General features: G+C 58.7%; 24 protein-coding genes. 18 read left to right on the forward strand and 6 right to left on the reverse strand.

The window, feature by feature from the left end:
• From ACR0BZ_RS17515 to ACR0BZ_RS17525, 3 genes are read left to right on the forward strand one after another with little or no spacing between them, the layout of a single operon-like run.
• The gene (locus tag ACR0BZ_RS17515) at positions 1-1095 is read left to right on the forward strand and encodes a microcin C ABC transporter permease YejB (RefSeq protein ID WP_267363536.1); all 1095 of its coding nucleotides are present in this window, start codon (positions 1-3) and stop codon (positions 1093-1095) included.
• Entirely contained in the window at positions 1096-2202 is a 1107-nt protein-coding gene (locus tag ACR0BZ_RS17520) for an ABC transporter permease (protein ID WP_267363535.1), read from the forward strand.
• Positions 2199-3776: an ABC transporter ATP-binding protein gene (locus ACR0BZ_RS17525; RefSeq protein WP_480508570.1), complete on the forward strand. Its 1578-nt coding sequence runs from the start codon at positions 2199-2201 to the stop codon at positions 3774-3776. Before ACR0BZ_RS17520 ends, ACR0BZ_RS17525 begins: the two co-directional genes overlap by 4 nt.
• A gap of 253 nt (positions 3777-4029) precedes the next feature.
• Here the strand turns inward: ACR0BZ_RS17525 and ACR0BZ_RS17530 are convergent, their stop codons facing one another.
• Together ACR0BZ_RS17530 and hemN are read right to left on the reverse strand one after the other, a co-directional pair.
• On the reverse strand, positions 4030-5958 hold the full coding sequence (locus ACR0BZ_RS17530) for an elongation factor G (protein WP_480920879.1): 1929 nt from the start codon (positions 5956-5958) through the stop codon (positions 4030-4032).
• 213 nt (positions 5959-6171) lie between these two features.
• Positions 6172-7527 (reverse strand): oxygen-independent coproporphyrinogen III oxidase, encoded by a 1356-nt coding sequence (hemN, locus tag ACR0BZ_RS17535; protein WP_480920880.1) that lies wholly within the window; start codon positions 7525-7527, stop codon positions 6172-6174.
• Positions 7528-7588: 61 nt separating this feature from the next.
• Between hemN and fnrL the strand changes: the two genes are divergently transcribed.
• Both fnrL and ACR0BZ_RS17545 read left to right on the forward strand, forming a co-directional pair.
• Positions 7589-8332 (forward strand): transcriptional regulator FnrL, encoded by a 744-nt coding sequence (gene fnrL, locus ACR0BZ_RS17540; RefSeq protein WP_267363531.1) that lies wholly within the window; start codon positions 7589-7591, stop codon positions 8330-8332.
• Positions 8333-8405: 73 nt separating this feature from the next.
• The gene (locus ACR0BZ_RS17545) at positions 8406-8660 is read left to right on the forward strand and encodes a GlsB/YeaQ/YmgE family stress response membrane protein (RefSeq protein WP_209507747.1); all 255 of its coding nucleotides are present in this window, start codon (positions 8406-8408) and stop codon (positions 8658-8660) included.
• Between the two features lie 40 nt (positions 8661-8700).
• On the opposite strand, the gene ACR0BZ_RS17550 is transcribed toward ACR0BZ_RS17545, so the two are convergent.
• Positions 8701-9540: a universal stress protein gene (locus tag ACR0BZ_RS17550; protein WP_480920881.1), complete on the reverse strand. Its 840-nt coding sequence runs from the start codon at positions 9538-9540 to the stop codon at positions 8701-8703.
• A gap of 201 nt (positions 9541-9741) precedes the next feature.
• Here ACR0BZ_RS17550 and ccoN point away from each other — a divergent pair, with 201 nt between their 5' ends.
• From ccoN to ccoP, 4 genes are read left to right on the forward strand one after another with little or no spacing between them, the layout of a single operon-like run.
• Positions 9742-11349 carry a cytochrome-c oxidase, cbb3-type subunit I gene (gene ccoN, locus ACR0BZ_RS17555; protein WP_480488886.1) on the forward strand — a complete coding sequence of 536 codons (1608 nt, stop codon included), beginning with the start codon at positions 9742-9744 and terminating at the stop codon, positions 11347-11349.
• A gap of 16 nt (positions 11350-11365) precedes the next feature.
• Positions 11366-12094, forward strand: coding sequence for a cytochrome-c oxidase, cbb3-type subunit II (gene ccoO / locus ACR0BZ_RS17560; RefSeq protein ID WP_480474079.1), 729 nt, complete (start codon positions 11366-11368; stop codon positions 12092-12094).
• Between the two features lie 12 nt (positions 12095-12106).
• A complete protein-coding gene (locus ACR0BZ_RS17565; protein WP_267363526.1) occupies positions 12107-12292 on the forward strand; it encodes a cbb3-type cytochrome c oxidase subunit 3 in 186 nt (61 codons plus the stop codon).
• Positions 12289-13152 (forward strand): cytochrome-c oxidase, cbb3-type subunit III, encoded by an 864-nt coding sequence (ccoP, locus tag ACR0BZ_RS17570; protein ID WP_480920882.1) that lies wholly within the window; start codon positions 12289-12291, stop codon positions 13150-13152. The genes ACR0BZ_RS17565 and ccoP overlap by 4 nt, the downstream gene beginning before the upstream one ends.
• Positions 13153-13304: 152 nt before the next feature.
• Here ccoP and ACR0BZ_RS17575 read toward each other — a convergent pair whose 3' ends face one another.
• Positions 13305-13463 (reverse strand): hypothetical protein, encoded by a 159-nt coding sequence (locus ACR0BZ_RS17575; protein ID WP_480920883.1) that lies wholly within the window; start codon positions 13461-13463, stop codon positions 13305-13307.
• 100 nt (positions 13464-13563) lie between these two features.
• Here ACR0BZ_RS17575 and ACR0BZ_RS17580 point away from each other — a divergent pair, with 100 nt between their 5' ends.
• The 7 genes from ACR0BZ_RS17580 (at position 13564) to nusG (ending at position 19801) form a co-directional block, all read left to right on the forward strand.
• Positions 13564-14439: a LysR family transcriptional regulator gene (locus ACR0BZ_RS17580; protein ID WP_480920884.1), complete on the forward strand. Its 876-nt coding sequence runs from the start codon at positions 13564-13566 to the stop codon at positions 14437-14439.
• A 102-nt stretch (positions 14440-14541) separates the two neighbouring features.
• A complete protein-coding gene (gene ccoG / locus ACR0BZ_RS17585) occupies positions 14542-15969 on the forward strand; it encodes a cytochrome c oxidase accessory protein CcoG (protein WP_480474074.1) in 1428 nt (475 codons plus the stop codon).
• Between the two features lie 2 nt (positions 15970-15971).
• Positions 15972-16430, forward strand: coding sequence for a FixH family protein (locus tag ACR0BZ_RS17590; protein ID WP_480520916.1), 459 nt, complete (start codon positions 15972-15974; stop codon positions 16428-16430).
• A gap of 3 nt (positions 16431-16433) precedes the next feature.
• Entirely contained in the window at positions 16434-18611 is a 2178-nt protein-coding gene (locus ACR0BZ_RS17595) for a heavy metal translocating P-type ATPase (RefSeq protein ID WP_480920885.1), read from the forward strand.
• A 5-nt stretch (positions 18612-18616) separates the two neighbouring features.
• Positions 18617-18775 (forward strand): cbb3-type cytochrome oxidase assembly protein CcoS, encoded by a 159-nt coding sequence (gene ccoS / locus ACR0BZ_RS17600; protein WP_480920886.1) that lies wholly within the window; start codon positions 18617-18619, stop codon positions 18773-18775.
• Positions 18776-18874: 99 nt separating this feature from the next.
• Positions 18875-19072: a preprotein translocase subunit SecE gene (gene secE, locus ACR0BZ_RS17605; protein WP_170427365.1), complete on the forward strand. Its 198-nt coding sequence runs from the start codon at positions 18875-18877 to the stop codon at positions 19070-19072.
• 195 nt (positions 19073-19267) lie between these two features.
• On the forward strand, positions 19268-19801 hold the full coding sequence (gene nusG / locus ACR0BZ_RS17610; protein WP_209507773.1) for a transcription termination/antitermination protein NusG: 534 nt from the start codon (positions 19268-19270) through the stop codon (positions 19799-19801).
• A gap of 95 nt (positions 19802-19896) precedes the next feature.
• Here nusG and ACR0BZ_RS17615 read toward each other — a convergent pair whose 3' ends face one another.
• The gene (locus tag ACR0BZ_RS17615) at positions 19897-21108 is read right to left on the reverse strand and encodes a peptidoglycan-binding domain-containing protein (protein ID WP_480920887.1); all 1212 of its coding nucleotides are present in this window, start codon (positions 21106-21108) and stop codon (positions 19897-19899) included.
• 448 nt (positions 21109-21556) lie between these two features.
• On the opposite strand from ACR0BZ_RS17615, the gene rplK reads away from it, so the two are divergent.
• Together rplK and rplA are read left to right on the forward strand one after the other, a co-directional pair.
• Positions 21557-22006 (forward strand): 50S ribosomal protein L11, encoded by a 450-nt coding sequence (gene rplK, locus ACR0BZ_RS17620; RefSeq protein WP_010440985.1) that lies wholly within the window; start codon positions 21557-21559, stop codon positions 22004-22006.
• Position 22007: 1 nt separating this feature from the next.
• Positions 22008-22706, forward strand: a complete 699-nt coding sequence (gene rplA / locus ACR0BZ_RS17625) for a 50S ribosomal protein L1 (RefSeq protein ID WP_209507781.1) — start codon at positions 22008-22010, stop codon at positions 22704-22706.
• Between the two features lie 57 nt (positions 22707-22763).
• Here rplA and ACR0BZ_RS17630 read toward each other — a convergent pair whose 3' ends face one another.
• A complete protein-coding gene (locus ACR0BZ_RS17630; protein ID WP_480488896.1) occupies positions 22764-23534 on the reverse strand; it encodes a class II glutamine amidotransferase in 771 nt (256 codons plus the stop codon).
• Between the last annotated feature and the right edge of the window lie 356 nt (positions 23535-23890).

Consider the following 23890-nt stretch of genomic DNA (forward strand, 5'->3'; position numbering starts at 1 on the left):
ATGGGCGCCTATATACTAAGACGCTTATTGCTGATCATTCCGACCCTTCTGGGTATCATGATCGTCAACTTCACGCTGGTCCAGTTCGTACCTGGCGGGCCGGTCGAACAGATCATCGCGCAAATCGAAGGTCAGGGTGACGTGTTCGCCGGGTTCGCCGGTGGGGGCGACGCAGGAGCGGGTTCCGAACCGGCGGGCGGTGTCTTCGACGACAAATATGTCGGCGCACGCGGCCTTCCGCCCGAGTTTATTGCCGAACTTGAAAAAGAATTCGGCTTCGACAAGCCCCCGCTTGAACGGTTCGTGATCATGATGGGCAACTATCTGACGTTTGATTTCGGCGAGAGTTATTTCCGCTCGATCAGTGTGATCGACCTGGTGCTAGAAAAGATGCCGGTCTCGATCTCGCTGGGGCTGTGGTCGACCCTGATTGCCTATCTGGTCTCGATCCCGCTGGGTATTCGAAAGGCGGTCAAGGATGGATCGCAATTCGATACCTGGACAAGCGGGGCGATTATTGTGGCCTATGCTATTCCGGGCTTTCTGTTTGCGATCCTGCTGCTGGTGCTTTTTGCTGGCGGGTCATACTGGCAAATCTTCCCGCTGCGCGGCCTGACGTCGGACAATTGGGATAGCCTGAGTTTCTTTGGCAAGATCACGGATTATTTCTGGCACATAGCACTGCCGACGATTGCGCTGACAATCTCGGCCTTTGCGACACTGACCCTGCTGACCAAGAACTCGTTTCTGGATGAGATCAAGAAACAATATGTCATGACCGCCCGTGCCAAAGGGCTGAGCGAGCGCAAGGTTCTCTATGGTCATGTCTTCCGCAACGCGATGCTGATCGTGATTGCAGGGTTCCCGGCCGTGTTCATCGGGGTGTTTTTTGGCGGGTCGATCATTATCGAGACGATCTTCTCGCTGGATGGTCTGGGCCGATTGGGGTTCGAGGCCGCCGTGGCCCGCGATTACCCGGTGATCTTCGGCACGCTGTTCATCTTCGGTCTGATGGGGCTGGTCGTTGGCATCATCAGCGACCTGATGTATGTGCTGGTCGACCCGCGCATCGATTTCGAAAAGCGGGAGGGGTAAATGGCTTTGTCCCCGCTAAACCAGCGCCGCTGGAGCAACTTCCGCCGCAACAGACGGGCCTTCTGGTCGCTGATCATCTTCGCGGTATTGTTCGGCCTGTCGTTGTTTGCCGAGTTCATCGCCAACGACAAACCCATCCTTGTAAAGTATCGGGGAGAGTACTTTACGCCGGTTTTCAACTTCTATGCCGAAACCGAATTTGGCGGTGATTTCCAGACCGAAGCGATCTATCGCGACCCCGAGGTTCAGTGCCTTATCGACAGCGGTGGATTGGAAGACTGTTTCGACGATCCCGAAGGCATCATCGAACAGATCGACGCCGGTACATTCCAGGCCGAGGGTTTTGAACGCGGCTGGTCGCTCTGGCCGTTGATCCCCTATTCCTTCAATACCTCGGTGGATCGGCCCGGCGCGGCGCCCCTGCCGCCCAACGGCCAGAACCTGCTGGGTACCGATGATACCAAGCGCGACGTGCTGGCCCGCGTGATTTACGGCTTTCGCCTTTCGATCCTGTTCACGCTGCTTGTGACGGGCGCGGCAAGCCTTATCGGGATTTTCGCGGGCGCCATACAAGGGTTCTTTGGTGGGTGGCTGGACCTGATCTTTCAGCGGATCATCGAGATCTGGTCCGCAACCCCGTCGCTTTATGTCATCATCATCATGTTTGCGGTGCTGGGGCGAAGTTTCTGGTTGCTGGTCGCGCTGATGATCCTGTTCAGCTGGACCGGGCTGGTTGGCGTGGTGCGCGCCGAGTTCTTGCGGGCGCGGAACCTTGAATATGTGCGCGCCGCGCGGGCGCTGGGCGTGGGCAACATGACGATCATGTTCCGCCATATGCTGCCCAATGCGATGGTGGCCACGCTGACCTTCATGCCGTTCATCGTCACCGGAACCATCGGCGGGCTGGCTTCGCTGGATTATCTGGGCTTTGGCCTGCCATCCTCGGCCCCCTCGCTGGGAGAGCTGACCTTGCAGGCCAAGCAGAACCTGCAGGCCCCATGGCTGGCCTTCACCGCCTTCTTCACCTTTGCCATCATGCTGTCGCTGCTGGTCTTCATATTCGAAGGCGTGCGCGATGCGTTTGATCCCAGAAAGACCTTCTCATGAGCTTGCTGGATGTGAAAAACCTCAAGGTCTCGTTCCGTCAGGATGGGCAGATCAACGCGGCGGTCAAAGGCGTGTCCTTCACCGTGGACCGCGGTGAAACCGTCGCGCTGGTGGGTGAATCCGGATCGGGCAAATCGGTCACCGCGCTCAGCACCGTATCTTTGCTGGGCGACAGCGCGTTGGTCGAAGGCTCGGTCACCTATGACGGGCAAGAGATGATTGGCGCCTCGGAACAGCGTCTGATGGATGTGCGGGGCAACGACATCAGCTTTATCTTTCAAGAGCCGATGACGTCGCTGAACCCTTTGCACACGATCCAGAAACAGATGGCTGAATCGCTGGCCCTGCATCAGGGTGTGGCTGGCGATGTGGCACGGGACAGGATTGTCGAATTGCTGACCAAGGTCGGTATCCGCGATCCTCAAGACCGGCTGGACAGCTATCCGCATCAGTTGTCAGGCGGTCAGCGGCAGCGGGTGATGATCGCCATGGCCCTTGCCAACAAACCGGACATCCTGATCGCGGATGAGCCGACAACGGCACTGGATGTGACCATTCAGGCGCAGATCCTCGAGCTGCTGGCTGAATTGCAGAAATCGGAAAACATGGGGATGCTGTTTATCACTCATGATCTGGGCATCGTGCGCCGCATCGCCGACCGGGTCTGTGTGATGAAAGACGGCGAGATTGTCGAGACCGGCGTGACGGCCGAGATATTCGAAAACCCGCAGCACCCCTATACCCGCAAACTACTGGCGGCAGAACCGTCGGGTCAGCCTGAACCCGTTGCCACAGATGCGGAAGAGGTCGCACGCACCGACCACCTTAAGGTCTGGTTCCCGATCCAGCGCGGGTTTCTGAAGCGTACGGTTGGATATGTGAAAGCGGTGAACGACGCGACCCTCAGCGTGCGCGCGGGTGAGACGTTGGGGATTGTTGGCGAAAGCGGGTCGGGCAAGACCACACTGGCACTGGCCATAATGCGGCTGATTGCGTCCGAGGGTGGCATCACCTTTCGCGATCAGGACGTGCGCAAATGGTCCACGCGGGAACTGCGCCGGTTGCGCAAGGACATGCAGATCGTATTTCAGGACCCGTTTGGCAGCCTCAGCCCGCGGATGACCTGTCAGCAGATCATTGCGGAAGGTCTGGCCATTCACAAAGTCGACCCGGACCGCGCGCCACGCGAACTTGTGGCCGAGGTGATGACCGAAGTGGGGCTTGATCCGGCAACGATGGATCGATACCCGCACGAGTTTTCCGGCGGTCAGCGTCAGCGCATCGCCATTGCCCGCGCGATGGTTCTGCGGCCCAAACTGCTGGTCTTGGACGAGCCAACCAGCGCGCTGGATATGACCGTTCAGGTTCAGATCGTCGATCTGCTGCGCAATCTGCAACAGAAATACGGGCTGGCCTATCTGTTCATCAGCCATGACCTGAAAGTGGTCCGTGCCATGTCGCACAACGTGATCGTCATGCGAAACGGCGATGTGGTCGAAATGGGCGCGGCAGAGGATTTGTTCGAAAACGCCCAGACCGACTATACCCGCGAGCTGATTGCAGCGGCGGGATAGCATGAAAAAACAAAGAAATGACTACGTCGGTAAGGCATTCTTCGTCGGGATTTCTTGCTTAGTTGCATTCAGCAGCCAAGAGTTCCGAACCTCTTTCAAAGCTCAAGTTGGTCTAGGTCTCGCAGTTTTCGCGGTTTTGTTTGGCGCGTCGCTTTGGGAATGGCTCAAGTCCAAGTGGTGACTGTACCGAGATAGGGTCGAAGGCACTTGTGCCTTCGACAGTCTCAACACCGACTGAGTAAACGTGGGCAAGTTAAGCGCTTGCCTTTTCTTTGGTCGCCGCTTTCGGCACCGGTCCGCGCAGTTCTTCGTAGTGATCAAAGGTTAGCTTTACCCACCCGGTCCCGCGCGTGGCACTGGCAAGGGTGCGGTGCAGTTCGTCCTCGGCAACGGCGGGCAACTGGGCGTTGAATATCTCCCAGCCCGTCGCATTCGGGTTGCCCTCAAATCCCAGAACCTGCCCCTGAAGGGTGCTGATCGTTGGTACGAGATCGCCCACAAAAGCCGAGGGCAGGTGTATCTCGGCGCTCAGGATCGGTTGCAGGACGACAGGTTTGGCCTGTGGCAATGCCTCGCGCACCGCGTTCTTGCCTGCGGTCCGGAAGGCATAATCCGAACTGTCCACATTGTGGTGTTTGCCATCGCTCAGGGTCACTTTGACATCAACCACGGGAAAGCCTTCGGGGCCTTGTTCCAATGCGTCCTTGGCCCCGTGTTCCACCGACGGGATGTAATTCTTGGGAACGGCACCGCCCTTGACCACCTCATCGAACTGGAACCCCGATCCGCGCGGCAATGGCGCAACCGAAATCACCACATCTGCGAATTGCCCCGCGCCGCCGGACTGTTTGCGATGGCGATGGCGATGCTCAACCGTTGTGCGAATGGTTTCGCGATAGGCGGTTTCCACCTGTTCCGCCTCGATCTCGATCCCGAAATCCTCGGCCAGCTTGGCGGTCACGCGGCGCATATGTTGCGGTCCCTGCGAGCCGAGAATCGAATGGCCGCTCATCTCATCCTGTTGCAGGTGCAGGCCCGGATCGATTTCGGCCAGACGGCTCAGGGCGTTTGACAGGCGCACATCGTCCCGCTCATGCGCGGGCGAGACGACCTGACGATGCGCAACCGGATGAGACGACGCCCATTCCGGCAGTTCCGTCGCAGAAGAACTGTCATAAATGTATCCGGGGTTGAGGTGATCGGATTTGACCGCCAGTCCGATCTGCCCGGCCTCCAGCGTGGCGATCTGGGTCTTGGCGTCCAGAGTTGTCAGGTTGCCGACCGTTTCACCGCCCAACGCCTCATGCGCTTTTACCCCGTCCCCAAGGCCGCGCAGAACGATGATCTTTCCGATATGCTTTTTGACATCCGCAAAGCCCGCGATGGCACGGGCACTTTCGGCGGCCTCGTCCCGTCCGGCGGCGATATCAAACTCGGGGGCCTCATGACGCAGCGCTTTCATCAGGCGCGTCAGCCCGTTGCCGTGGCTTGCGGCGCCCAGACAGGCGGGGATCAACTGATGATTCTGCAGAACCTGAGCGGCCAGCTCATAAACCTCATCGCTTGGGGGCTGTTTGTCTTCGATCAGCTGTTCCAGCAGGTGGTCATCGAAATCGGAAAGTGTTTCAAGCAACTCGGTCCGGGCTTCCTGCTCGCGATCCTCGACAGATTTGGGCAGCTCGATCAGGGCCGACGGCTGGCCCTCCTGATACTTCCACGCCCGCTCCGAGATCAGATCGACCGCGCCGATGATCGTGTCCCCCTCGCGGATCGGGACCTGACGCAGGGCGATGTGATGTGTGCAATAGGTTTGCAGCGCCGCGATGATGTCGCGGATGCGGCCATTGGGGTTGTCCATGCGGTTGATGAAAAGAAAACAGGGAATGCCCGCCTCTTCCACCAGCCGAAGATAAGGCGCGCACAGCACGGCGGCATTTGGATCGGGCGGTACCACGATAACGGCTGCATCCGAGATTGCCATGGCAGGCCCGACATAAGCGAGGGAATCGCCACCCCCATCCACGTCGACTGCGCACCAGGGCTCGTCCAGGTAAGAAAAACCGTGCAAGTGCACGGTTCCGGAAACATCGAATGTGGTCGGGCGCCCGTCGAGGCGGCTGATGGCCTCGACCAAGGTAGATTTGCCCGACTGGCTGGGCCCGAGGACGGTGAATACGCGCATGAGTGTTGTCCCTCTTTCAGGTTGCAGAATGGCTGCACGAAAAGGGCCATCCGACGCAGTCGCGTCAGCTAGGACTGTCTGTAATTTGCCCGCCTCAGGCCGCAGGGCGAAACATCACCCCACAGCTTGAGTGTGGGAAAAACCGCAGGCGTGCGTCAAGCCCCCGATGTGTTTTGTGCTTTCCGGGCTGAATGTTGCCCGCAAAAAGAGAGGTCAGATCGCCGAGCTGTGCCCGGCTTTGCTGAGGTCGTATGCGTCAAAGCTGCGGGCAACCATCCGGGTCAGCGCGCGCGCCTCGGGGGGGATAAACAGCCCCTCGTCGCTGATTTGCAGCAGCCCGTCGAATGAGGCGTTGGCAGCGCGATACATGTCGTTCAGCGCTGCGACCGAGATATCGTGATCGCGCAGGATTTCAGCCGAATCGATCCGGAAATCGCACATCAGCGCTTCGATCAGACGGGCGCGCAGAATATCCTGACCTTTGAACAGGTGCCCGCGGGACGTCGAAAACTGCCCGTTGCGAATGGCCTTGGTATGAGCAGACGTAGCCGGGGCATTCTGCGCATAGCCTTGTGGAAAGCGCGAGATCGAGCTGGCCCCGACACCGATCAGCACATCGGCCTGATCGTCGGTATAACCCTGGAAGTTCCGCTTCAGACGACCCGCGCGCAGGGCATGGGTCAGCCCGTCATCCTGCGTGGCAAAATGGTCGATGCCGATCTCGGCGTAGTTGTCCCACAGGAACAGGCGGCGGGCGGTGTCGAACAGTTCCAGCCGTTGTTCGGGCGTTGGCAGTGCGTCCGACGGGATCAGTTGCTGCCGTTTGGCCATCCACGGCACATGGGCATACCCATAAAGCGCCACGCGATCCGGGCTGAGCGACAAAAGCTTCTGCACGCTTTCCGTCATCCGGGCTTTGGTCTGATGCGGCAGCCCGTAAAGGATGTCCGCGTTCAGGCTGGCAATGCCACGTGCGCGGATCATGTCGATAGCGTCGCGTGTGGTATCGTAGCTTTGAATGCGGCCAATGGTTTTCTGGATTTCATCGTCGAAATCCTGCACCCCGATCGAGGCACGGTTCATGCCTGCCTCCGCCAGCGCATCCAGACGTGCCTCGTCAATCTCGTTCGGATCGATTTCAACCGAGAATTCGGCATCCGGCCCCATGGGGACGACCCCCAGAATGTGCTGTGCCAGATCGCGCATCAGCTGGGCATTCAGCAACGTTGGCGTACCGCCGCCCCAGTGCAGGCGCGACAGGACCACACCCGCGGGCAGACGCGCCGCCAGCAGGTCCAGCTCGGCTTTCAGAACATCCACATAGGCAATCACCGGATTGTCGGTTTGTGTGCCTTGCGTTCTGCAGGCGCAAAACCAGCACAGCCTGCGGCAGAACGGGACGTGGATATAAAGGGATATGGCGCTGCCGGGTTTGATTCCCGAAATCCAGTCGCCAAACATGTCCGCCCCCACGTCATTGTTGAAATGGGGCGCTGTGGGATAGCTTGTGTAACGCGGTACTTTCGCGTCAAAAAGTCCAAGCTTTGCCAATTGTGGTTTCACTATCATGACGATACCCTTAGGGGGCAGGCGACTTAGGTGCTTTGACGGAGATCAAGTGGAAACGCAGATGACAATAAAAGCACAGTTCGATCACTCAAATTGCGAAGACTGCCCGATACGACATCGCGCGGTCTGCGCCCGCTGTGACGCGGACGAGCTGGAAGCGCTTGACGGCATTAAATATTACCGCAGTTTCGAAGCGGGTCAGACCATCATCTGGTCGGGCGACCAGATGAACTTCGTCGGCTCGGTCGTATCGGGAATCGCATCGCTGACGCAAACCATGGAAGACGGGCGCACCCAGATGGTCGGTCTGCTTCTGCCCAGCGATTTCGTCGGTCGCCCGGGGCGCGACGTTGCGCCTTACGATGTGCAGGCGACAACGGATGTCGTGATGTGCTGTTTCCGCAAGAAACCATTCGAAGAGCTGATGGACGAAACGCCTCACATCGCGCATCGCCTGCTGCAGATGACATTGGACGAGCTGGACGCCGCCCGCGAATGGATGCTGGTTCTGGGTCGCAAGACAGCGCGCGAAAAGATTGCCAGCCTGATTTCGATCATTGCCCGGCGGGATGCGTCGATTGGTCAAAAGGGCCTGTCGGGACCGATCGTGTTCGATCTGCCCCTGACCCGAGAAGCCATGGCGGATTATCTGGGACTTACGCTTGAGACGGTCAGCCGCCAGATTTCAGCTCTGAAAAAGGACGGTTTGATCTTACTGGAAGGCAAACGTCACGTGACCATCCCCGATCTTGGGCGGCTCATGGAAGAAGCAGGCGACGATTCCGATGGCGGGTTTCTGGTCTGACCAGTCTTTCGTTCCGCAGAATTCGCTTACCGCGACCAGCCGGTCGGTTCACGTATTAACATAGGAGTGTGGCATGGGGTTCAGCAGTCTGTTGGCAATGCTGTTCATTGGCGCAATCGCCGGATGGCTTTCGGGAAAGATCATGGAAGGCCGTGGGTTCGGCCTGATCGGCAACATCATCGTCGGCATCGTAGGCGCGTTCCTGTCGGGCATGATCTTTCCGGCGCTTGGTTTTTCCGTTGGAGGGGGCCTGCTGTCGTCGATCCTTTTCGCGACAATTGGGGCCGTGATCCTGTTGTTCCTGATCGGCCTCATCCGCCGGGGGTGAAAAAAGCCGCCTGTCGAGGCGGCTTTTTAACTTGATTGGGTCAGTGCGCCAGGAACACCGGAACCGAGGATTGTTCCAGCATGTTCCGGGTCGCCCCGCCCAGAATGGCTTCGCGAAAGCGGGAATGACCATAAGCGCCCATCACGATCATGTCCGATTCGGTATCCGTCGCGTGGCGATTAAGGATATCCGAGACGCGGGTCATGGTCTTGCTGAGCACGTCGATCTCGCATTTGACACCATGACGGGCCAGCATCTGGGACAGCATCCCACCCGGGTCTGACCGGTCCGGCCCATGCTGTGGCGGGTCGATGACCACAATACGGACGATCTCGGCCTGTTTGAGGAAGGGCAAGGCCCGCCGGATGGCGCACATGGCCTCGACGCTTTCGTTCCAGGCGATCATGATGTTGCTCGGCGCTTTCAAGGGCGCGCCGCTGTCGGGAACTACAAGAACCGGGCAATGTCCTTCGAACATGGCCGCTTCGATAATGGGTTCGGCCTCGGCCCCGCGACCTTCACCATACGGATGCGGCAGGATCACAAGGTCGGAAAACCGGGCCCGGTGCGCGACGTGGCGCCCGATATCAGCAATCTGTGCAACGCCGTGTTCGGCGGACCAGCGTACGCCGGATTTGCCGAGATAATCATTGGCAAAGGTCAGCAAATCCTGTGCTTCGGCATTGGCCCGGTTCAGCGTTTCCTGAACGATCAACGCATTGGCACCCGCATAATAATAACCTGTCTGACTGCGATCGACACCCAGACACAGGACTTCGGCATGGGCGTCCTGAGACTCGGCCAGGGCCACAATCTGCGCCAAAGCAGCCTGTGCAGTCTGCGTTTCGGTCATGACTGTGAGAAGAGATTTGTACGCCATTTTGACCTCATGTTTCGGGCAATTGGTCTCATGTGACCTGTTAGCCCTTTTCTACTACCATGCGTGTCATAGAAAACGCTGGGCTGTCTTGATACAGATCAAAGCAATGAGGGTGGCCGTGCTTCAGAACGGCAGCCAGTCAAATGGGTTTCGCGCGTCATAAGAATCAAAAGCGCGCGGAGCATGGCAAAGGGACGCAATATGTCGAATTACATCAAGCTGATCGTGCTTGGTCTGATCGCGCTGTTTGCAGCGATCGGAACCAATTATGCACGCGATTTGGCGTATCAGGTACATGCGCTGCTGGTGATGCTCATCGCCGGTGGCCTGTTCATCTGGACGCTTCGAAACACTGACGAGCCAGGTAATCAGATCGACCGCTCGGGCGAATACATGGATGGCGTGATCCGCTATGGCGTGATCGCAACTGCCTTCTGGGGCGTGATCGGGTTCCTCGCCGGGACCTTTATCGCGTTTCAGCTGGCGTTTCCGGTACTGAACTTCGAATGGGCGCAGGGTTATCTGAACTTTGGTCGTTTGCGTCCGTTGCACACCTCGGCAGTCATTTTTGCCTTTGGCGGTAACGCATTGATCGCAACCTCGTTCTACGTGGTTCAGCGTACCAGCGCGGCGCGGCTTTGGGGCGGAAACCTCGCGTGGTTCGTGTTCTGGGGCTATCAGCTGTTCATCGTGCTGGCCGCGACCGGCTATGTGCTGGGCGGAACGCAGTCCAAGGAATATGCCGAACCTGAATGGTATGTCGATCTGTGGCTGACCATTGTCTGGGTCGCCTATTTGGCTGTCTACCTGGGTACGATCATCAAGCGGAAAGAACCCCACATCTATGTGGCCAACTGGTTCTACCTGGCCTTTATCGTCACCGTCGCCATGCTGCATCTGGTCAACAACATGACCATCCCGGTCAGCATCTGGGGTTCGAAATCGGTCATCGTCTGGTCAGGCGTGCAGGATGCCATGATCCAGTGGTGGTATGGCCACAACGCTGTGGGCTTCTTCCTGACCGCGGGTTTCCTGGGCATGATGTACTATTTCATCCCGAAACAGGCCGAACGTCCGGTGTTTTCCTACAAGCTGTCGATCATCCACTTCTGGGCGCTGATCTTCCTGTATATCTGGGCCGGTCCACACCACCTGCACTATACCGCGCTGCCTGACTGGGCGTCGACGCTGGGCATGGTGTTCTCGGTGATCCTGTGGATGCCGTCCTGGGGTGGTATGATCAACGGTCTGATGACCCTGTCGGGGGCTTGGGACAAGCTGCGCACCGATCCGATCATCCGCATGATGGTCATCTCGGTCGGCTTCTACGGCATGTCCACCTTTGAAGGTCCGATGATGTCGATCCGTGCTGTGAACAGCCTCAGCCACTACACCGACTGGACCATTGGGCACGTGCATTCTGGCGCGCTGGGCTGGAACGGCATGATCACCTTTGGTGCACTGTACTTCCTGGTGCCTGTCCTGTGGAAACGCGAGCGTTTGTACTCGCTGCAAATGGTCAGCTGGCACTTCTGGCTCGCCACGATCGGCATCGTGCTTTACGCCGCGTCGATGTGGGTCACCGGTATCATGGAAGGCCTGATGTGGCGTGAAGTGGATGCCAACGGCTTCCTGGTGAACTCGTTCGCTGACACCGTGGCCGCCAAGTTCCCGATGTACGTGGTGCGTGCGCTGGGTGGCGTGATGTTCGTCGCTGGTGCGCTGATCATGTGCTACAACCTGTGGATGACTGTGCGGAAAGCGCCGGCCAAAGAGGCCAGCCTGACCGTCGCGGTCCCGGCTGAATAGAGGGAGGGCCGGTACAATGGCAATTCTCGACAAACATAAGATCCTCGAGACCAACGCGACCCTCCTGCTGATCTTCAGCTTTCTGGTCGTGACCATCGGTGGCCTGGTGCAGATCACCCCGCTGTTCTATCTTGAGAACACCATCGAGAAGGTGGAGGGCATGCGCCCTTACACCCCTCTCGAAATGGCAGGGCGTGAGATCTACATCCGCGAAGGCTGCTATGTCTGCCACAGCCAGATGATCCGCCCGATGCGGGATGAGGTCGAACGTTACGGTCACTACTCGCTGGCGGCTGAATCGATGTATGACCACCCGTTCCAGTGGGGATCAAAGCGTACCGGACCTGATCTGGCGCGTGTCGGTGGCCGCTATTCTGATCAGTGGCAAATGGACCACCTGCGCGACCCTCAGTCTGTGGTGCCTGAATCGGTGATGCCAAAATACGGCTTCCTCGAACATCGCAAGATCGACGGCAAGTATATCGGTGACATCATGGCGACCAATGCGGTTGTCGGCACCCCCTATACCGACGAGATGCTGGAAAACGCGGTTGCCGATTTCAGCGCGCAGGCCGATCCTGACAGTGACTACGACGGTCTGCTCGAGCGGTACGGTGACAAGGTCAACGTGCGCAACTTCGATGGTCAGCCTGAACTGACCGAAGCCGATGCGCTGATCGCCTATTTGCAGATGCTGGGTACGCTGGTCGATTTCTCGACCTTTACCCCGGATGCAAGCCGTTAACAGGAGGGTGTGATGGAAGAATACACACTGCTTCGACAGTTCGCGGATAGCTGGATGCTGCTTGTGTTGTTTGTCTTCTTCGTTGGCATCGTGATCTGGGTTTTCCGCCCCGGTGCCAGCAAGGAATACAAGGACACCGCCAACATCCCCTTCCGGCACCAAGACAAACCCGCCACACCCAAGGAGGCGCGGCAATGAGCAAGACACCTGATAAACAGCCGGGCGATCCTAATACAACCGGGCACAGCTGGGACGGGATCGAGGAATTCGACAACCCCATGCCGCGCTGGTGGCTATGGACCTTCTACGCCACCATCTTCTGGGGCGTGATCTATACGATCATGTTTCCGGCCTGGCCCCTGGTCCATGGCGCGACAGCCGGTGTGCTGGGATGGTCAACCCGTGAAAACGTACAGCAGGACATGGTTGCCTTCGAAGAGGCAAACGCGCCCTGGAACGCCAAGCTGGTGGAAACTTCGCTGGAAGACATCGCCAAGGATGCAGAGCTTCAGCAATATGCCGTGAACTCGGGCAGTGCGGTGTTCCGGACCTGGTGCGCACAATGCCATGGTTCGGGTGCGCAGGGTGCGCCGGGTTTCCCGAATCTGCTGGATGATGCCTGGCTGTGGGGCGGAACACTGGACGATATCGTCTACACCGTCAGCTACGGTGTGCGGAACGAAGAAAGCGACGATGCGCGCTATTCCGAGATGCCGGCATTTGGCGAAATCCTCGAACACGACGAAATCACGCAGGTGGTTCAGTACGTCATGTCGCTGAGCAATGCCCAGACCGACGATGCGGCGGCGCAGGCAGGTAAAGTTGTCTTCGAAGACAACTGTGCGGCCTGCCACGGCGAGGATGGCACAGGCGATATCTTCCAGGGTGCGCCGAATTTGACTGACGCGATCTGGCTTTACGGTGGCAGCGAAGAAGCGCTGACGGAAACCGTAACTTACAGCCGCTTTGGTGTCATGCCGAACTGGGATACCCGCCTGACCGAGGCGCAGATTCGCGCCGTATCTGCCTATGTCCACCAGTTGGGCGGCGGTCAGTAAGATCTAAAGAACACCTTCGGGCGGTTCGCCGCCCGATGGCTGGGGCACCGGCTGTTCCATCTGTTCGCGCGTTTCCTGAACAGCCGGTGCTTTTTTCCCACAATAAGGCCACTTAAACCTGTGGTCCAGATTCAGGTTTATTGTTCCTTGGGTCAAAAGTTGTGCGGATCCACCTCGCGCGGGTTTTTCATCCACCAATGACCTTCCGGCAGCCAACGGCGTTTGTGGCGACCCGGCTTTGGCGCATCGCGAATATGCGGCGCATTGATCCGGGTTGCGGTCATGAAAGATCTGGCAAAAACAGTCAGCATGGTTGGTCTCCTCTGCATGGGTATCTCTGCAATAAAGATTGACCTTTGAGGTGCTGAATGCGACTCAAATACCATTCCATTGTGTAAGTCAGGGTTACATATGAATTGGTTGTCGCTTCCCCCATTGGCCGCGCTGAGGGCGTTTGCGGCATTTTCTGAAAAGCGCAATGTGGTCGAAGCTGGTGCTGCGCTAAACGTAAGCCATGCGGCGATTAGCCAACAGTTGCGCGTACTTGAGAAACATCTGGGTGCTGCCTTGCTGGATCGAACCGGCAAAGCCCTGACCCTGACCGCCGATGGCGAACACCTGGCCCGAGCCCTGCAACTCGGGTTTGGCGCGATCGAGGCGGCAGTGGGGGATTTGGCGCGGTCTGGTCAGGATCGCCCGGTCCACGTGTCGCTGACATCCTCTTTTGCGGCCTCATGGCTGATGCCGCGTCTACCGGCCTTTCGCGAAACCCACCCCGAGGTGAACCTGATCCTCGATCCTACTGCGGAAATTGTCGAACTGCGACCGGGTGGGATCGATATTGCCATTCGGTACGGCCCCGGCGGTTGGACCGGTGTGCAATCGGAAATGCTGTTGCAGTCGCCCGTGGTCATCGTCGCCGCCCCGAAACTGCTGGGGGAAAAGACATCATGGACTCCGACCGAGCTGGCCCAGCTGCCCTGGCTTGAGGAAATCGGCACCACCGAGGCGACGACCTGGCTGGCCGAACACGGTGCTGGTCCCGAACGCGGCGCCGGGCGCACCGAGTTGCCGGGAAACCTGGTACTGGACGGACTGAGGGCCGGGCAGGGGGTCACTGTCACAGTGCGACATTTCGTCGAGCCGGACATCAAGGCCGGTCGTATTGTCGAGCTTTATGCAGAGCCGGATACGCGCGGTTACCATATTGTGACGCCAAATTCGGCACTTAGACCCGCAGTAAAGACATTTGTGACGTGGTTGAGGCGTCAGGCACGGGAAATGTGATAAAAGGTGTCTGTACGATGCGCGTTTTGACCCATGTCAAAGTTGCTATGCGCGTGATCTGGAAGAACACACACTCAGAAGAGCCAGTACCGGAGCCAGCCTGTGAGCGATTCCAACCCCACCCCCAGCCTATACGCCGCACGAGAACCGATCTTTCCAAGACGCGTTTCCGGGCCATTTCGGAACCTGAAATGGATCATCCTTATCGTGACACTGGGCATTTACTATGTAACGCCCTGGATCAGATGGGATCGTGGCCCCAGCCTGCCGGATCAGGCCGTGCTGCTGGATTTGGCAAACCGACGCTTCTATTTCTTCTGGATCGAAATCTGGCCGCACGAGTTCTATTTCGTGGCGGGCCTGCTGATCATGGCGGGGCTGGGTCTGTTTCTATTCACATCTGCGCTGGGGCGGGTCTGGTGCGGGTATGCCTGCCCGCAAACGGTCTGGACTGACCTTTTCATTCTGGTCGAGCGCTGGATCGAAGGCGACAGAAACGCCCGTTTGCGCCTGCATCGTCAGGAAAAGCTGGATTTCCGCAAGGCACGGCTCCGGTTGACGAAATGGGTGACCTGGTTCCTGATCGGCCTGGCCACCGGCGGTGCCTGGGTGTTTTATTTTGCGGATGCGCCGACGTTGCTCCGCGATCTTGTGACGGGCAACGCGCATCCCGTCGCTTACACGACGATGCTGGTTCTGACTGGCACGACCTTCTTTTTCGGCGGGTTCGCCCGCGAACAGATTTGTATCTACGCGTGTCCTTGGCCGCGCATTCAGGCCGCGATGATGGATGAAGACACGCTGGTCGTGGGATACCGCGAATGGCGTGGTGAGCCGCGCGGCAAAGGCAAGCGGACAGCTGATTCCGAGTTGGGGGATTGCATCGACTGCATGGCCTGCGTCAATGTCTGCCCTGTCGGAATCGATATCCGCGATGGTCAGCAGCTTGAATGTATCACCTGTGCCCTGTGTATCGACGCGTGTGACGACATGATGGCCAAGATCGGCAAACCGCGCGGGCTGATCGATTATATGGCGCTCAGCGACGAGCCGCGCGAACGCTCGGGACAACCGCCCAAGAATGTCTGGAAACACATCTTCCGGCCCCGTACGATCCTGTACACCTCGTTGTGGTCACTGGTGGGGGTTGCGCTGCTGTTCGCCCTGTTCATTCGCTCTGACATCGATCTGACCGTAGCACCCGTGCGCAACCCGACCTTTGTCACCCTGTCAGATGGCACCATTCGAAACACCTATGACGTCAGGCTGCGCAACAAGCACGGTGAGGACCGCCTGTTCAAATTGTCTCTGGCGGGCGATCCGTCGATGCGATTGGAAATTGAGGGAACCAAGATAGATACTGTGAATGTCACGGCGGATACGGCACAATTGACCCGTGTATATATCGTGGCGTCCCGTGACAGCGGTCCGGCGGCAGCAGAAGCGACGCCAGTGCGGATCTGGGTCGAAGACCTCAGCAGCGGCGAACGTGCTTACAAAGACACCACGTTCAACGGACGGGGGAACTGATCATGGCCGAACGTAAATTCACCGGAAAGCACGCTCTGGCGGTGTTTGTCGGTGCCTTTGGCGTGATCATCGCGGTGAACCTCGTGCTGGCTTATAATGCGGTGAAGACGTTTCCGGGGCTGGAGGTCAAGAATTCCTACGTTGCCAGCCAGGAGTTCAACGATCGCCTGAAAGAGCAGCAGGCATTGGGCTGGACGGTTCGGGCAGAAACCAAAGGTGGTCTTCTGATCCTGCATATTACGGACGCGACCGGCGCACCGGTTCAGGTCAGCGAATTGCAGGCGGTGGTTGGCCGTGCAACCCATGTGCGGGACGATTTCGCACCGGATTTCACCTTTGACGGCGCGGCCTATGCCACTCCGGCCACGCTGGGCAAGGGCAACTGGAATATCCGGCTGGTCGCGCGTGACGGCAATGGTGCCGAGTTTTCGCAGCGCGTTCCGCTGTATGTGAAAGGGTAGCCGATGACGGCGCAGCTTTCATCCGGTACGGCGGCCTGTCCGGGGTGTCTGGCAGCACCAGCAGAACCCGCGCGCCCGATTCCGGAAGATGTGCAGATTGCCTTGTCCTTGCCGGGCATCCACTGCTCGGCCTGTATCACGACGGTCGAACGTGAACTGAACGCCCATCCCGGTGTTGAAGACGCGCGGGTCAACCTGACTCTGAAACGGGCGATGATCAAAGCCGCGCCGGAAACCCGAGCGGCCGATCTGATCCCGGTGCTTGAACGGGCAGGTTTCGAAGCGCACGAGCTTGACCCCGGCGCTTTGTCGGCAACACAGGCGGACAAGGCGGGACGTGACCTGCTGATGCGACTGGCCGTCGCCGGGTTTGCTTCCATGAACGTGATGCTGTTGTCGGTGTCGGTCTGGTCCGGCGCAACAGACGCGACGCGCGACATGTTCCACTGGATTTCCGCTGCAATCGCGCTGCCCGCCATTGCCTTTTCGGCGCAACCGTTCTTTGCCAACGCCTGGAGCGCCCTGCGGGTGCGGCGGCTGAACATGGATGTGCCGATCACGCTGGCGATCCTGCTGGCGCTGGTCACATCCCTGTGGGAGACCGCACTGAGCGGAGAGCACGCCTATTTCGATGCCGCGCTGACCCTGACTTTCTTCCTGCTGGCGGGCCGGTATCTTGATTACCGCACCCGCGCCGCAGCCCGATCCGCCGCAGAAGAGCTCACCGCTCTGGAAGTGCCGCGCGCGATCCGTATCGTGGACGGGGTGGAGGCCGAAGTTGCGGTGGCCGATCTGAAGGTCGGTGATCTGATCCTTGTGCGCCCCGGTGGCCGAATGCCGGTGGACGGTCAGATCGTGTCTGGTCAGTCCGAACTGGACCGTTCGCTGTTGACGGGGGAAACCCTGCCGGTGTTTGCCGAAGCCGGCCAGTTGGTCAGCGCGGGCGAGGTCAACCTGACAGGACCGCTGACCCTGCGCGCCACAGCAGTGGGTCAGGATACGTCGCTGCACCGGATGGCGGATCTGGTGGCCATCGCTGAATCGGGGCGGTCCCGCTATACCTCGCTGGCCGACAAGGCCGCCAAGCTTTATGCGCCCGGTGTCCACATCCTTTCGGCGCTCAGCTTTGTGGGGTGGTACATCTATTCGGGCGATTTGCGCACCGCTCTGAACATTGCCGCAGCGGTTCTGATCATCACCTGTCCCTGCGCCTTGGGTCTGGCTGTTCCGGCAGTGACCACCGCTGCCTCGGGCCGGTTGTTCCGCAAGGGTATGCTGATCAAGCACGCAACCGCGCTCGAACGGTTGTCCGAGACCGACACCGTGGTTTTCGACAAGACGGGCACACTGACCTCGGGTGCGCCGGAACTGGTCAATCTTGGCGACCACGCCCGCGCACAGGTCGAGGTCGCGCTGGCCTTGGCCGAGGCCTCCGCGCATCCCTTGTCCGTGTCATTGGCAAAGGCCGCGCGGCAGGCCGGGATCAAACCTGCTAACGTCCGGGACATAACCGAAGTGCCGGGATACGGCACCCAAGGGGAATACCGCGGTCAACGCGTTCGTTTGGGCCGGGCCGCATGGGTTGGCGCACAGCAGGGCGCGGAAACGTCCGCCTGGCTTGCAATTGGCGACGATGCGCCCTTGGCGTTCCGCTTCTCGGACGCGTTGCGCCCGGGCGCGGACGAGGCGGTGGAAGCGTTGCGCGCGTCGGGCAAGCATGTGCTGTTGATCTCGGGGGATTCGAAAGGTGCCGTGCGCGCATTGGCCGAGAAGCTGGGAATAACGGATTGGGTCGCCGAGGCTTTGCCGCAGGACAAGGCACAGCGCATTCAGGACCTCAGGGACCAGGGCCGCAAAGTTCTGATGGTGGGGGACGGCCTGAACGATACGGCTGCTTTGGCGGCGGCACATGTGTCGATCTCTCCGGCCTCGGCGCTGGATGCGGCGCGGGTTGCCTCGGACATCGTGCTTCTGGGCAATGACCTTCTGCCCATTGCGGATGCCTGCGATACGGCCATCAAGGCCACCCGTCGCATCCGCGAGAACTTCCAGATCGCAACCGTTTACAACGTGATTGCCGTTCCGCTGGCCGTGATCGGCCTGGCGACACCGCTGATCGCGGCCTTGGCGATGTCAACCTCGTCGATTACCGTATCGCTGAATGCATTGCGGCTGAGGTAACCCTGATGGAAGTGCTTGCCTATCTGATCCCGATTTCCCTGTTTCTGGGGGGCGTTGGTCTGGTCGCCTTTGTCTATACCGTTCGTTCCAATCAGTACGAAGACCCCGATGGCGACGCGCGCCGCATCCTGAGTGACGAGTGGGACGACAAACCCAAACCCTGACCAATCGCCCTATACGCACAGAGTTCATCCAAGCGCCCTTGAAATTGCCGCAATGCCCGGCTATGTCCGGCCCATCCGCAAGCAGAGAGAACACGCCAAATGGCCACCACCAACCCGATCCAGTTCATTCAGCAAGTCCGTGCCGAAGTTTCCAAGGTCGTCTGGCCGACCCGGCGCGAAGTGCTGTTGACCACGGTCATGGTCTTCATCATGGCGGCGCTGACAGCTGTGTTTTTTGCTTTGGTCGATCTGGGTATCCGGGGCGGCCTTCAGCTGATTCTGGGCGCTTTCGGCTAAGCCGGTTCAGGCGGGGGCAATTGCGACTGCCCCTTGCACCTCGCGCGATGTCAGAGTAGGTGACGCATATTCGGAATGGGCGTGTGGCGATTCGGGTCACGCGCCGCTTTTTATTCCGGATGACGTGATAGGATTTAAATGACGGGTGTGTCCGCAAGATGTGATACCCCGAAGACAAACAAGGACGACAGGTTCATGGCGAAACGGTGGTACTCGGTCAGCGTTCTTTCGAATTTCGAAAAAAAGATCGCAGAGCAGATCCGCACGTCGGTGGCTGAACAGGGCCTTGAGAACGATATCGACGAAGTTCTGGTGCCCACCGAAGAAGTGATCGAAGTGCGCCGGGGCAAGAAGGTCACCACCGAACGCCGCTTTATGCCGGGTTACGTGCTGGTGCATATGGAAATGTCGGATCAGGGCTATCACCTGATCAACTCGATCAACCGCGTCACCGGCTTTCTGGGCCCGCAAGGTCGCCCGATGCCGATGCGCGACGCCGAGGTGAACCAGATCCTCAACCGCGTTCAGGAAGGCGAAGAAGCGCCCAAGCTGATGATCACCTTCGAGATCGGCGAGAAGGTCAAGGTCAACGACGGCCCGTTCGAGGATTTCGACGGCATGGTCGAAGGCGTGGACGACGAGGCGCAGAAGCTGAAAGTATCGGTCTCGATCTTCGGCCGCGAAACGCCAGTTGAGCTGGACTTTACTCAGGTCACGAAGCAAAGCTAAGCGCGCTTCCAAAGAAATTCGAAACGCCGCGATGTCAAAGCATCGCGGCGTTTTCAGTTTCAGCCCTGCACGGGCCTATGCAGTTTCAAATGGGCTTACTGCGACTGAACCATGGCTGCGCGCAAAAGCTGCGGGCGGTCGGTCTGGGACGGCAGGAAGACCGCTTGCGACCCGGCGTCCAGCGCCGAAAGGCTTGCATCATACCACTGCATCGCAAGGTCGCGGCGCGCTTGAACACCAAAACCTTCGCGCAGGTGGTGACCGACCAGTTCTCCGTATGCGGGTTCACCCATGGCAACCAGCATCAGCGCAGACCCAACTGCGGTATCCATGTTGTCCTGACGATATCCCATCGCAAGGCAGACCTTGCTGGTTGCGGCAAGATCAGCAGGGCTTAGACCCGAATCCAAGGCAAGCTTGCGCACCTGGGCTTCAGCCTCTGATTTCGAGTTGATAGAGAGCGCGTCAACTTGCGGTGCCAACATGTCGCCAAAGGCGGCGCACTGGTCTGCGACTTGATCGGGTGTAAGACCCTGAATGCCTTGCATCAGCTCTTCGCCCTGTGCCATCGCATAGCTGCGGGCAAGGCAGAACTGCTCGCTGAGCGCAAAGTCAGGATCGGACATGTTAGACAGGGTCGTATAGCCGCCATTGGTCGACGTTTGCAGCATGACCCCGCTGCACCGATTGGCCAGCGACGGGCCTCCGGTTCCGCCGGAAAACAGGCTCGGCAGGCTGGCTGTCGTGGTTTCAGTGGCGCTTGTTGCGGGTTCGGCCTGTTGAGGCGTGATAACCGGGATGGCCGGTGCCTGGGTCTGAGGTGCCGCCGCCAAGGCAGAGCCGGTTTGCACCTGTTGGCGATAGGCCATCAAGAGCGGTTGACCCGAAAGCTGGGTTGCCGCCTGCCCACCGCTTGTCGCCCAGTAATAGGCCTGCATCAGAAAGTCATACTGATAGGGCTGGAAGTCATAGCCATTCACAGGATAGCCCATGGACACCTGGTAGCGTTCGATCGCCGACCGGGTTCCATGCCCGACCTGCCCATCGACACGCCCGGCGTTATAGCCGAAATAGTTGAGCGCGGTCTGCGTTTGCGCCCCTTGCGAGGTCGATGGAATGCCCGACCGGTAGGTCTGGCTCGAAGACCGGGACTTTTTCTTTTGCTGGTCTTTGCCGATCGCGTATCCGACGACCCCGCCAACGACAGCACCGCCGATAAAGTCGCCCGCATCGGCCCGCGCGGTCTGGGGAACGGCCGCCGCAAAAGATAGTGCTGCGACGAACGTAGTTATTAAACGAATAATCATAACGAACCTCCAAACAAGATTGGACTTCCGAATAATAGCACAGCCAATGCGCGGAGCGGCGATTTATGCAATACACGGGTCGAGGCCCGGCTGATCGTCGGCCGGGGGCGGGCGGGTTCTTGCTGGTTTTTCCAAAAGATTTAGGCCTTTAGTGTTTCGGGATACGTCAAGGTGGGTACCAACAGTTTTTTCTTAGGATTGACCTTAAGAACAGTCAGGTACATGCCCGCGCGGCCAAAGGCTTTGTTCGTCGCCCTGGAACTCGATTCGATGGCCGTGAATTCAAAGTCAGGCCACTTGCCAACCCCCATGATCCCCTGTAAACGCCGCCTCTATCGTCTTCGGGCGAGATTCTCTCGTGGGAGGTTACCGGGGTCGCGATCCCGGGCCGGACCACGCAACAAAATCCGGGTGAGACGCGTTTCACCCTAGTTGAAAGGAAAACCAAATGGCCAAGAAGCTTGCTGGTACAATGAAACTGCAGGTTCCTGCAGGTCAGGCGAACCCGTCGCCGCCAGTTGGTCCGGCGCTGGGTCAGCGCGGCATCAACATCATGGAATTCTGCAAGGCGTTCAACGCCAAGACCGCAGATATGGAGCCCGGCGCGCCGTGCCCGACCGTGATCACCTACTATCAGGACAAGTCCTTCACCATGGACATCAAGACGCCGCCCGCGTCTTATTACCTGAAAAAAGCTGCTGGTCTTAAGCCGGTCGGTAAGCGTAACCGCCCCCGCGGCGCGGAAAACCCAGGTCGCGAGACCGTGGCAACCGTGACCTCCAAGCAGGTTCGTGAAATCGCCGAAGCCAAAATGAAAGATCTGAACGCCAACGACGTCGAAGGCGCAATGCAGATCATCCTGGGCTCGGCCCGCTCCATGGGCATCGAGGTGAAGTAAGATGGCAAAACTCGGTAAACGTACCCGCGCTGCGCGCGAAGCCGTCGCTGGCAAGGAAAACCTGTCGGTGGACGAAGCTGTTGCCCTGGTCAAAGCCAATGCAACTTCGAAATTCGACGAGACTATCGAAATCGCGATGAACCTGGGCGTTGACACCCGTCACGCAGACCAGATGGTGCGCGGCGTTGTCGGCCTGCCGAACGGAACAGGCAAAGACATGCGCGTTGCTGTGTTCGCACGTGGCGCGAAGGCTGACGAAGCGAAAGAAGCAGGCGCGGATATCGTTGGCGCAGAAGACCTGATGGAAACCATTCAGGGCGGTACCATCGAATTTGATCGCTGCATTGCAACCCCGGACATGATGCCGATCGTCGGTCGTCTGGGTAAGGTTCTGGGCCCCCGCAACCTGATGCCGAACCCCAAGGTTGGCACCGTGACCATGGACGTGAAAGCAGCCGTGGAAGCAGCCAAAGGCGGTGAAGTTCAGTTCAAGGCGGAAAAAGGCGGCGTTGTACACGCAGGTGTTGGTAAAGCGTCGTTTGACGAAGCCAAGCTGGTCGAAAACATTCGCGCCTTCGTCTCGGCTGTTGCCCGGGCCAAGCCGTCGGGTGCCAAAGGCACCTACATGAAGAAAATCGCGCTGAGCTCGACCATGGGCCCCGGCGTGACCGTTGATGTGGCAGAAGCTTCGGGCGAATAAGTCTGATCTTCGTCAAAGCAATGTTGCGGGCGGTCCAAACGGACCGCCCGTTTTCGTTTAACTGAACGGCAACGCGGTGTGGCTGGCTGTATCTCCGGTCAGGGTGAAGAAGCTCCGGTCTTCAATGGGCGTCCATTTTCCTGTGCCCTTGTCCAGCGGCTCGGACGCAATGACCTTGCCGCCGTGGTCCAGACCTTCCCCGAAATACAGGGACGGGCTGCGCTGATCGCTGGAATACCGAAAGGCATACAGGTTCTGCCCATCCGAAAAGGCGACGGCCATGCGATCCGGTTGCGTCCGATGACCGTCAAGCGCATCGATCTGACGCAGAGTTGCGACAACAGCGTCCTGCGGCGCATCATCCAGCCCGTTTGCCAGCAGGAGCAGAAACAGAAGCTCTGAATCCGTCGACCCGCGCCGCGCCGCATAAAGTTCGTCCGGCAGTGAGGATTCAAGCCGTCTTCGCAAACGCCCGAACTCGCCAATCTGGCCATTATGCATGAAGGACCATTTGCCAAACGTGAAAGGGTGGCAGTTTGCGCGCGACACTTCGCCGAACGTCGACGCGCGGACATGGGCCAGAAACAGCGAGGATTTTATCATCCTGCAAAGATCGACCAGGTTACCATCCGACCACGCGGGCAGGACATCCCTGTACAGGCCGGGGCGATCCTGGTCTGCGTACCAGGCCATACCAAAGCCATCGCCATTGACGGCAAGTTTAGCTTCGGCCGCGTGCTGGCTTTGCTCCAGCAAGGAATGCTGGGGCCGGATGACGATGTTTTCAAGCGGGATACTTGGTCCGCAATAGGCGGCAATTCTGCACATTTGTTCTGATTCTTCTTGTTTCTGAGAAAAATTGTCGGGTTATAGTCTTGAACTTGGAACAATGTCACGAACTATTTTGCGCTCAGCCCTGAAATTCGACCAAATCAATTGCTCGTCACCGCACTTAATCTTGTGGTTCTGGTCATCCCTTGTTGCGTCTGATTAATCCCAATTTACCTCTTGGAAACCCCGGCCATCTGTCCTAAGTAGACCTGCGGAATAAAGCGTGCGATTCGTCGTGCGCTTTATTTTGTTTCGTCCAAGACGGTGGGTGGTGCCATCTGGCCCCTTAATTCCCTGCCTGAGACGGGTAAGACCAAAGAATTCTGAGGGTCCCACCCTCGGGCGAGTTTTGG

The organism is Ruegeria sp. P8 (assembly GCF_056534665.1).

What these genes read in the sequence shown, in the direction of transcription:
- ACR0BZ_RS17515 (WP_267363536.1), top strand. Translation starts at nt 1, where the DNA reads ATGGGCGCCTATATACTAAGACGCTTATTGCTGATCATTCCGACCCTT.
- ACR0BZ_RS17520 (WP_267363535.1), top strand. Translation starts at nt 1,096, where the DNA reads ATGGCTTTGTCCCCGCTAAACCAGCGCCGCTGGAGCAACTTCCGCCGC.
- ACR0BZ_RS17525 (WP_480508570.1), top strand. Translation starts at nt 2,199, where the DNA reads ATGAGCTTGCTGGATGTGAAAAACCTCAAGGTCTCGTTCCGTCAGGAT.
- ACR0BZ_RS17530 (WP_480920879.1), bottom strand. Translation starts at nt 5,958, where the DNA reads ATGCGCGTATTCACCGTCCTCGGGCCCAGCCAGTCGGGCAAATCTACC.
- hemN (WP_480920880.1), bottom strand. Translation starts at nt 7,527, where the DNA reads ATGATAGTGAAACCACAATTGGCAAAGCTTGGACTTTTTGACGCGAAA.
- fnrL (WP_267363531.1), top strand. Translation starts at nt 7,589, where the DNA reads ATGACAATAAAAGCACAGTTCGATCACTCAAATTGCGAAGACTGCCCG.
- ACR0BZ_RS17545 (WP_209507747.1), top strand. Translation starts at nt 8,406, where the DNA reads ATGGGGTTCAGCAGTCTGTTGGCAATGCTGTTCATTGGCGCAATCGCC.
- ACR0BZ_RS17550 (WP_480920881.1), bottom strand. Translation starts at nt 9,540, where the DNA reads ATGGCGTACAAATCTCTTCTCACAGTCATGACCGAAACGCAGACTGCA.
- ccoN (WP_480488886.1), top strand. Translation starts at nt 9,742, where the DNA reads ATGTCGAATTACATCAAGCTGATCGTGCTTGGTCTGATCGCGCTGTTT.
- ccoO (WP_480474079.1), top strand. Translation starts at nt 11,366, where the DNA reads ATGGCAATTCTCGACAAACATAAGATCCTCGAGACCAACGCGACCCTC.
- ACR0BZ_RS17565 (WP_267363526.1), top strand. Translation starts at nt 12,107, where the DNA reads ATGGAAGAATACACACTGCTTCGACAGTTCGCGGATAGCTGGATGCTG.
- ccoP (WP_480920882.1), top strand. Translation starts at nt 12,289, where the DNA reads ATGAGCAAGACACCTGATAAACAGCCGGGCGATCCTAATACAACCGGG.
- ACR0BZ_RS17575 (WP_480920883.1), bottom strand. Translation starts at nt 13,463, where the DNA reads ATGCTGACTGTTTTTGCCAGATCTTTCATGACCGCAACCCGGATCAAT.
- ACR0BZ_RS17580 (WP_480920884.1), top strand. Translation starts at nt 13,564, where the DNA reads ATGAATTGGTTGTCGCTTCCCCCATTGGCCGCGCTGAGGGCGTTTGCG.
- ACR0BZ_RS17590 (WP_480520916.1), top strand. Translation starts at nt 15,972, where the DNA reads ATGGCCGAACGTAAATTCACCGGAAAGCACGCTCTGGCGGTGTTTGTC.
- ACR0BZ_RS17595 (WP_480920885.1), top strand. Translation starts at nt 16,434, where the DNA reads ATGACGGCGCAGCTTTCATCCGGTACGGCGGCCTGTCCGGGGTGTCTG.
- ccoS (WP_480920886.1), top strand. Translation starts at nt 18,617, where the DNA reads ATGGAAGTGCTTGCCTATCTGATCCCGATTTCCCTGTTTCTGGGGGGC.
- secE (WP_170427365.1), top strand. Translation starts at nt 18,875, where the DNA reads ATGGCCACCACCAACCCGATCCAGTTCATTCAGCAAGTCCGTGCCGAA.
- nusG (WP_209507773.1), top strand. Translation starts at nt 19,268, where the DNA reads ATGGCGAAACGGTGGTACTCGGTCAGCGTTCTTTCGAATTTCGAAAAA.
- ACR0BZ_RS17615 (WP_480920887.1), bottom strand. Translation starts at nt 21,108, where the DNA reads ATGATTATTCGTTTAATAACTACGTTCGTCGCAGCACTATCTTTTGCG.
- rplK (WP_010440985.1), top strand. Translation starts at nt 21,557, where the DNA reads ATGGCCAAGAAGCTTGCTGGTACAATGAAACTGCAGGTTCCTGCAGGT.
- rplA (WP_209507781.1), top strand. Translation starts at nt 22,008, where the DNA reads ATGGCAAAACTCGGTAAACGTACCCGCGCTGCGCGCGAAGCCGTCGCT.
- ACR0BZ_RS17630 (WP_480488896.1), bottom strand. Translation starts at nt 23,534, where the DNA reads ATGTGCAGAATTGCCGCCTATTGCGGACCAAGTATCCCGCTTGAAAAC.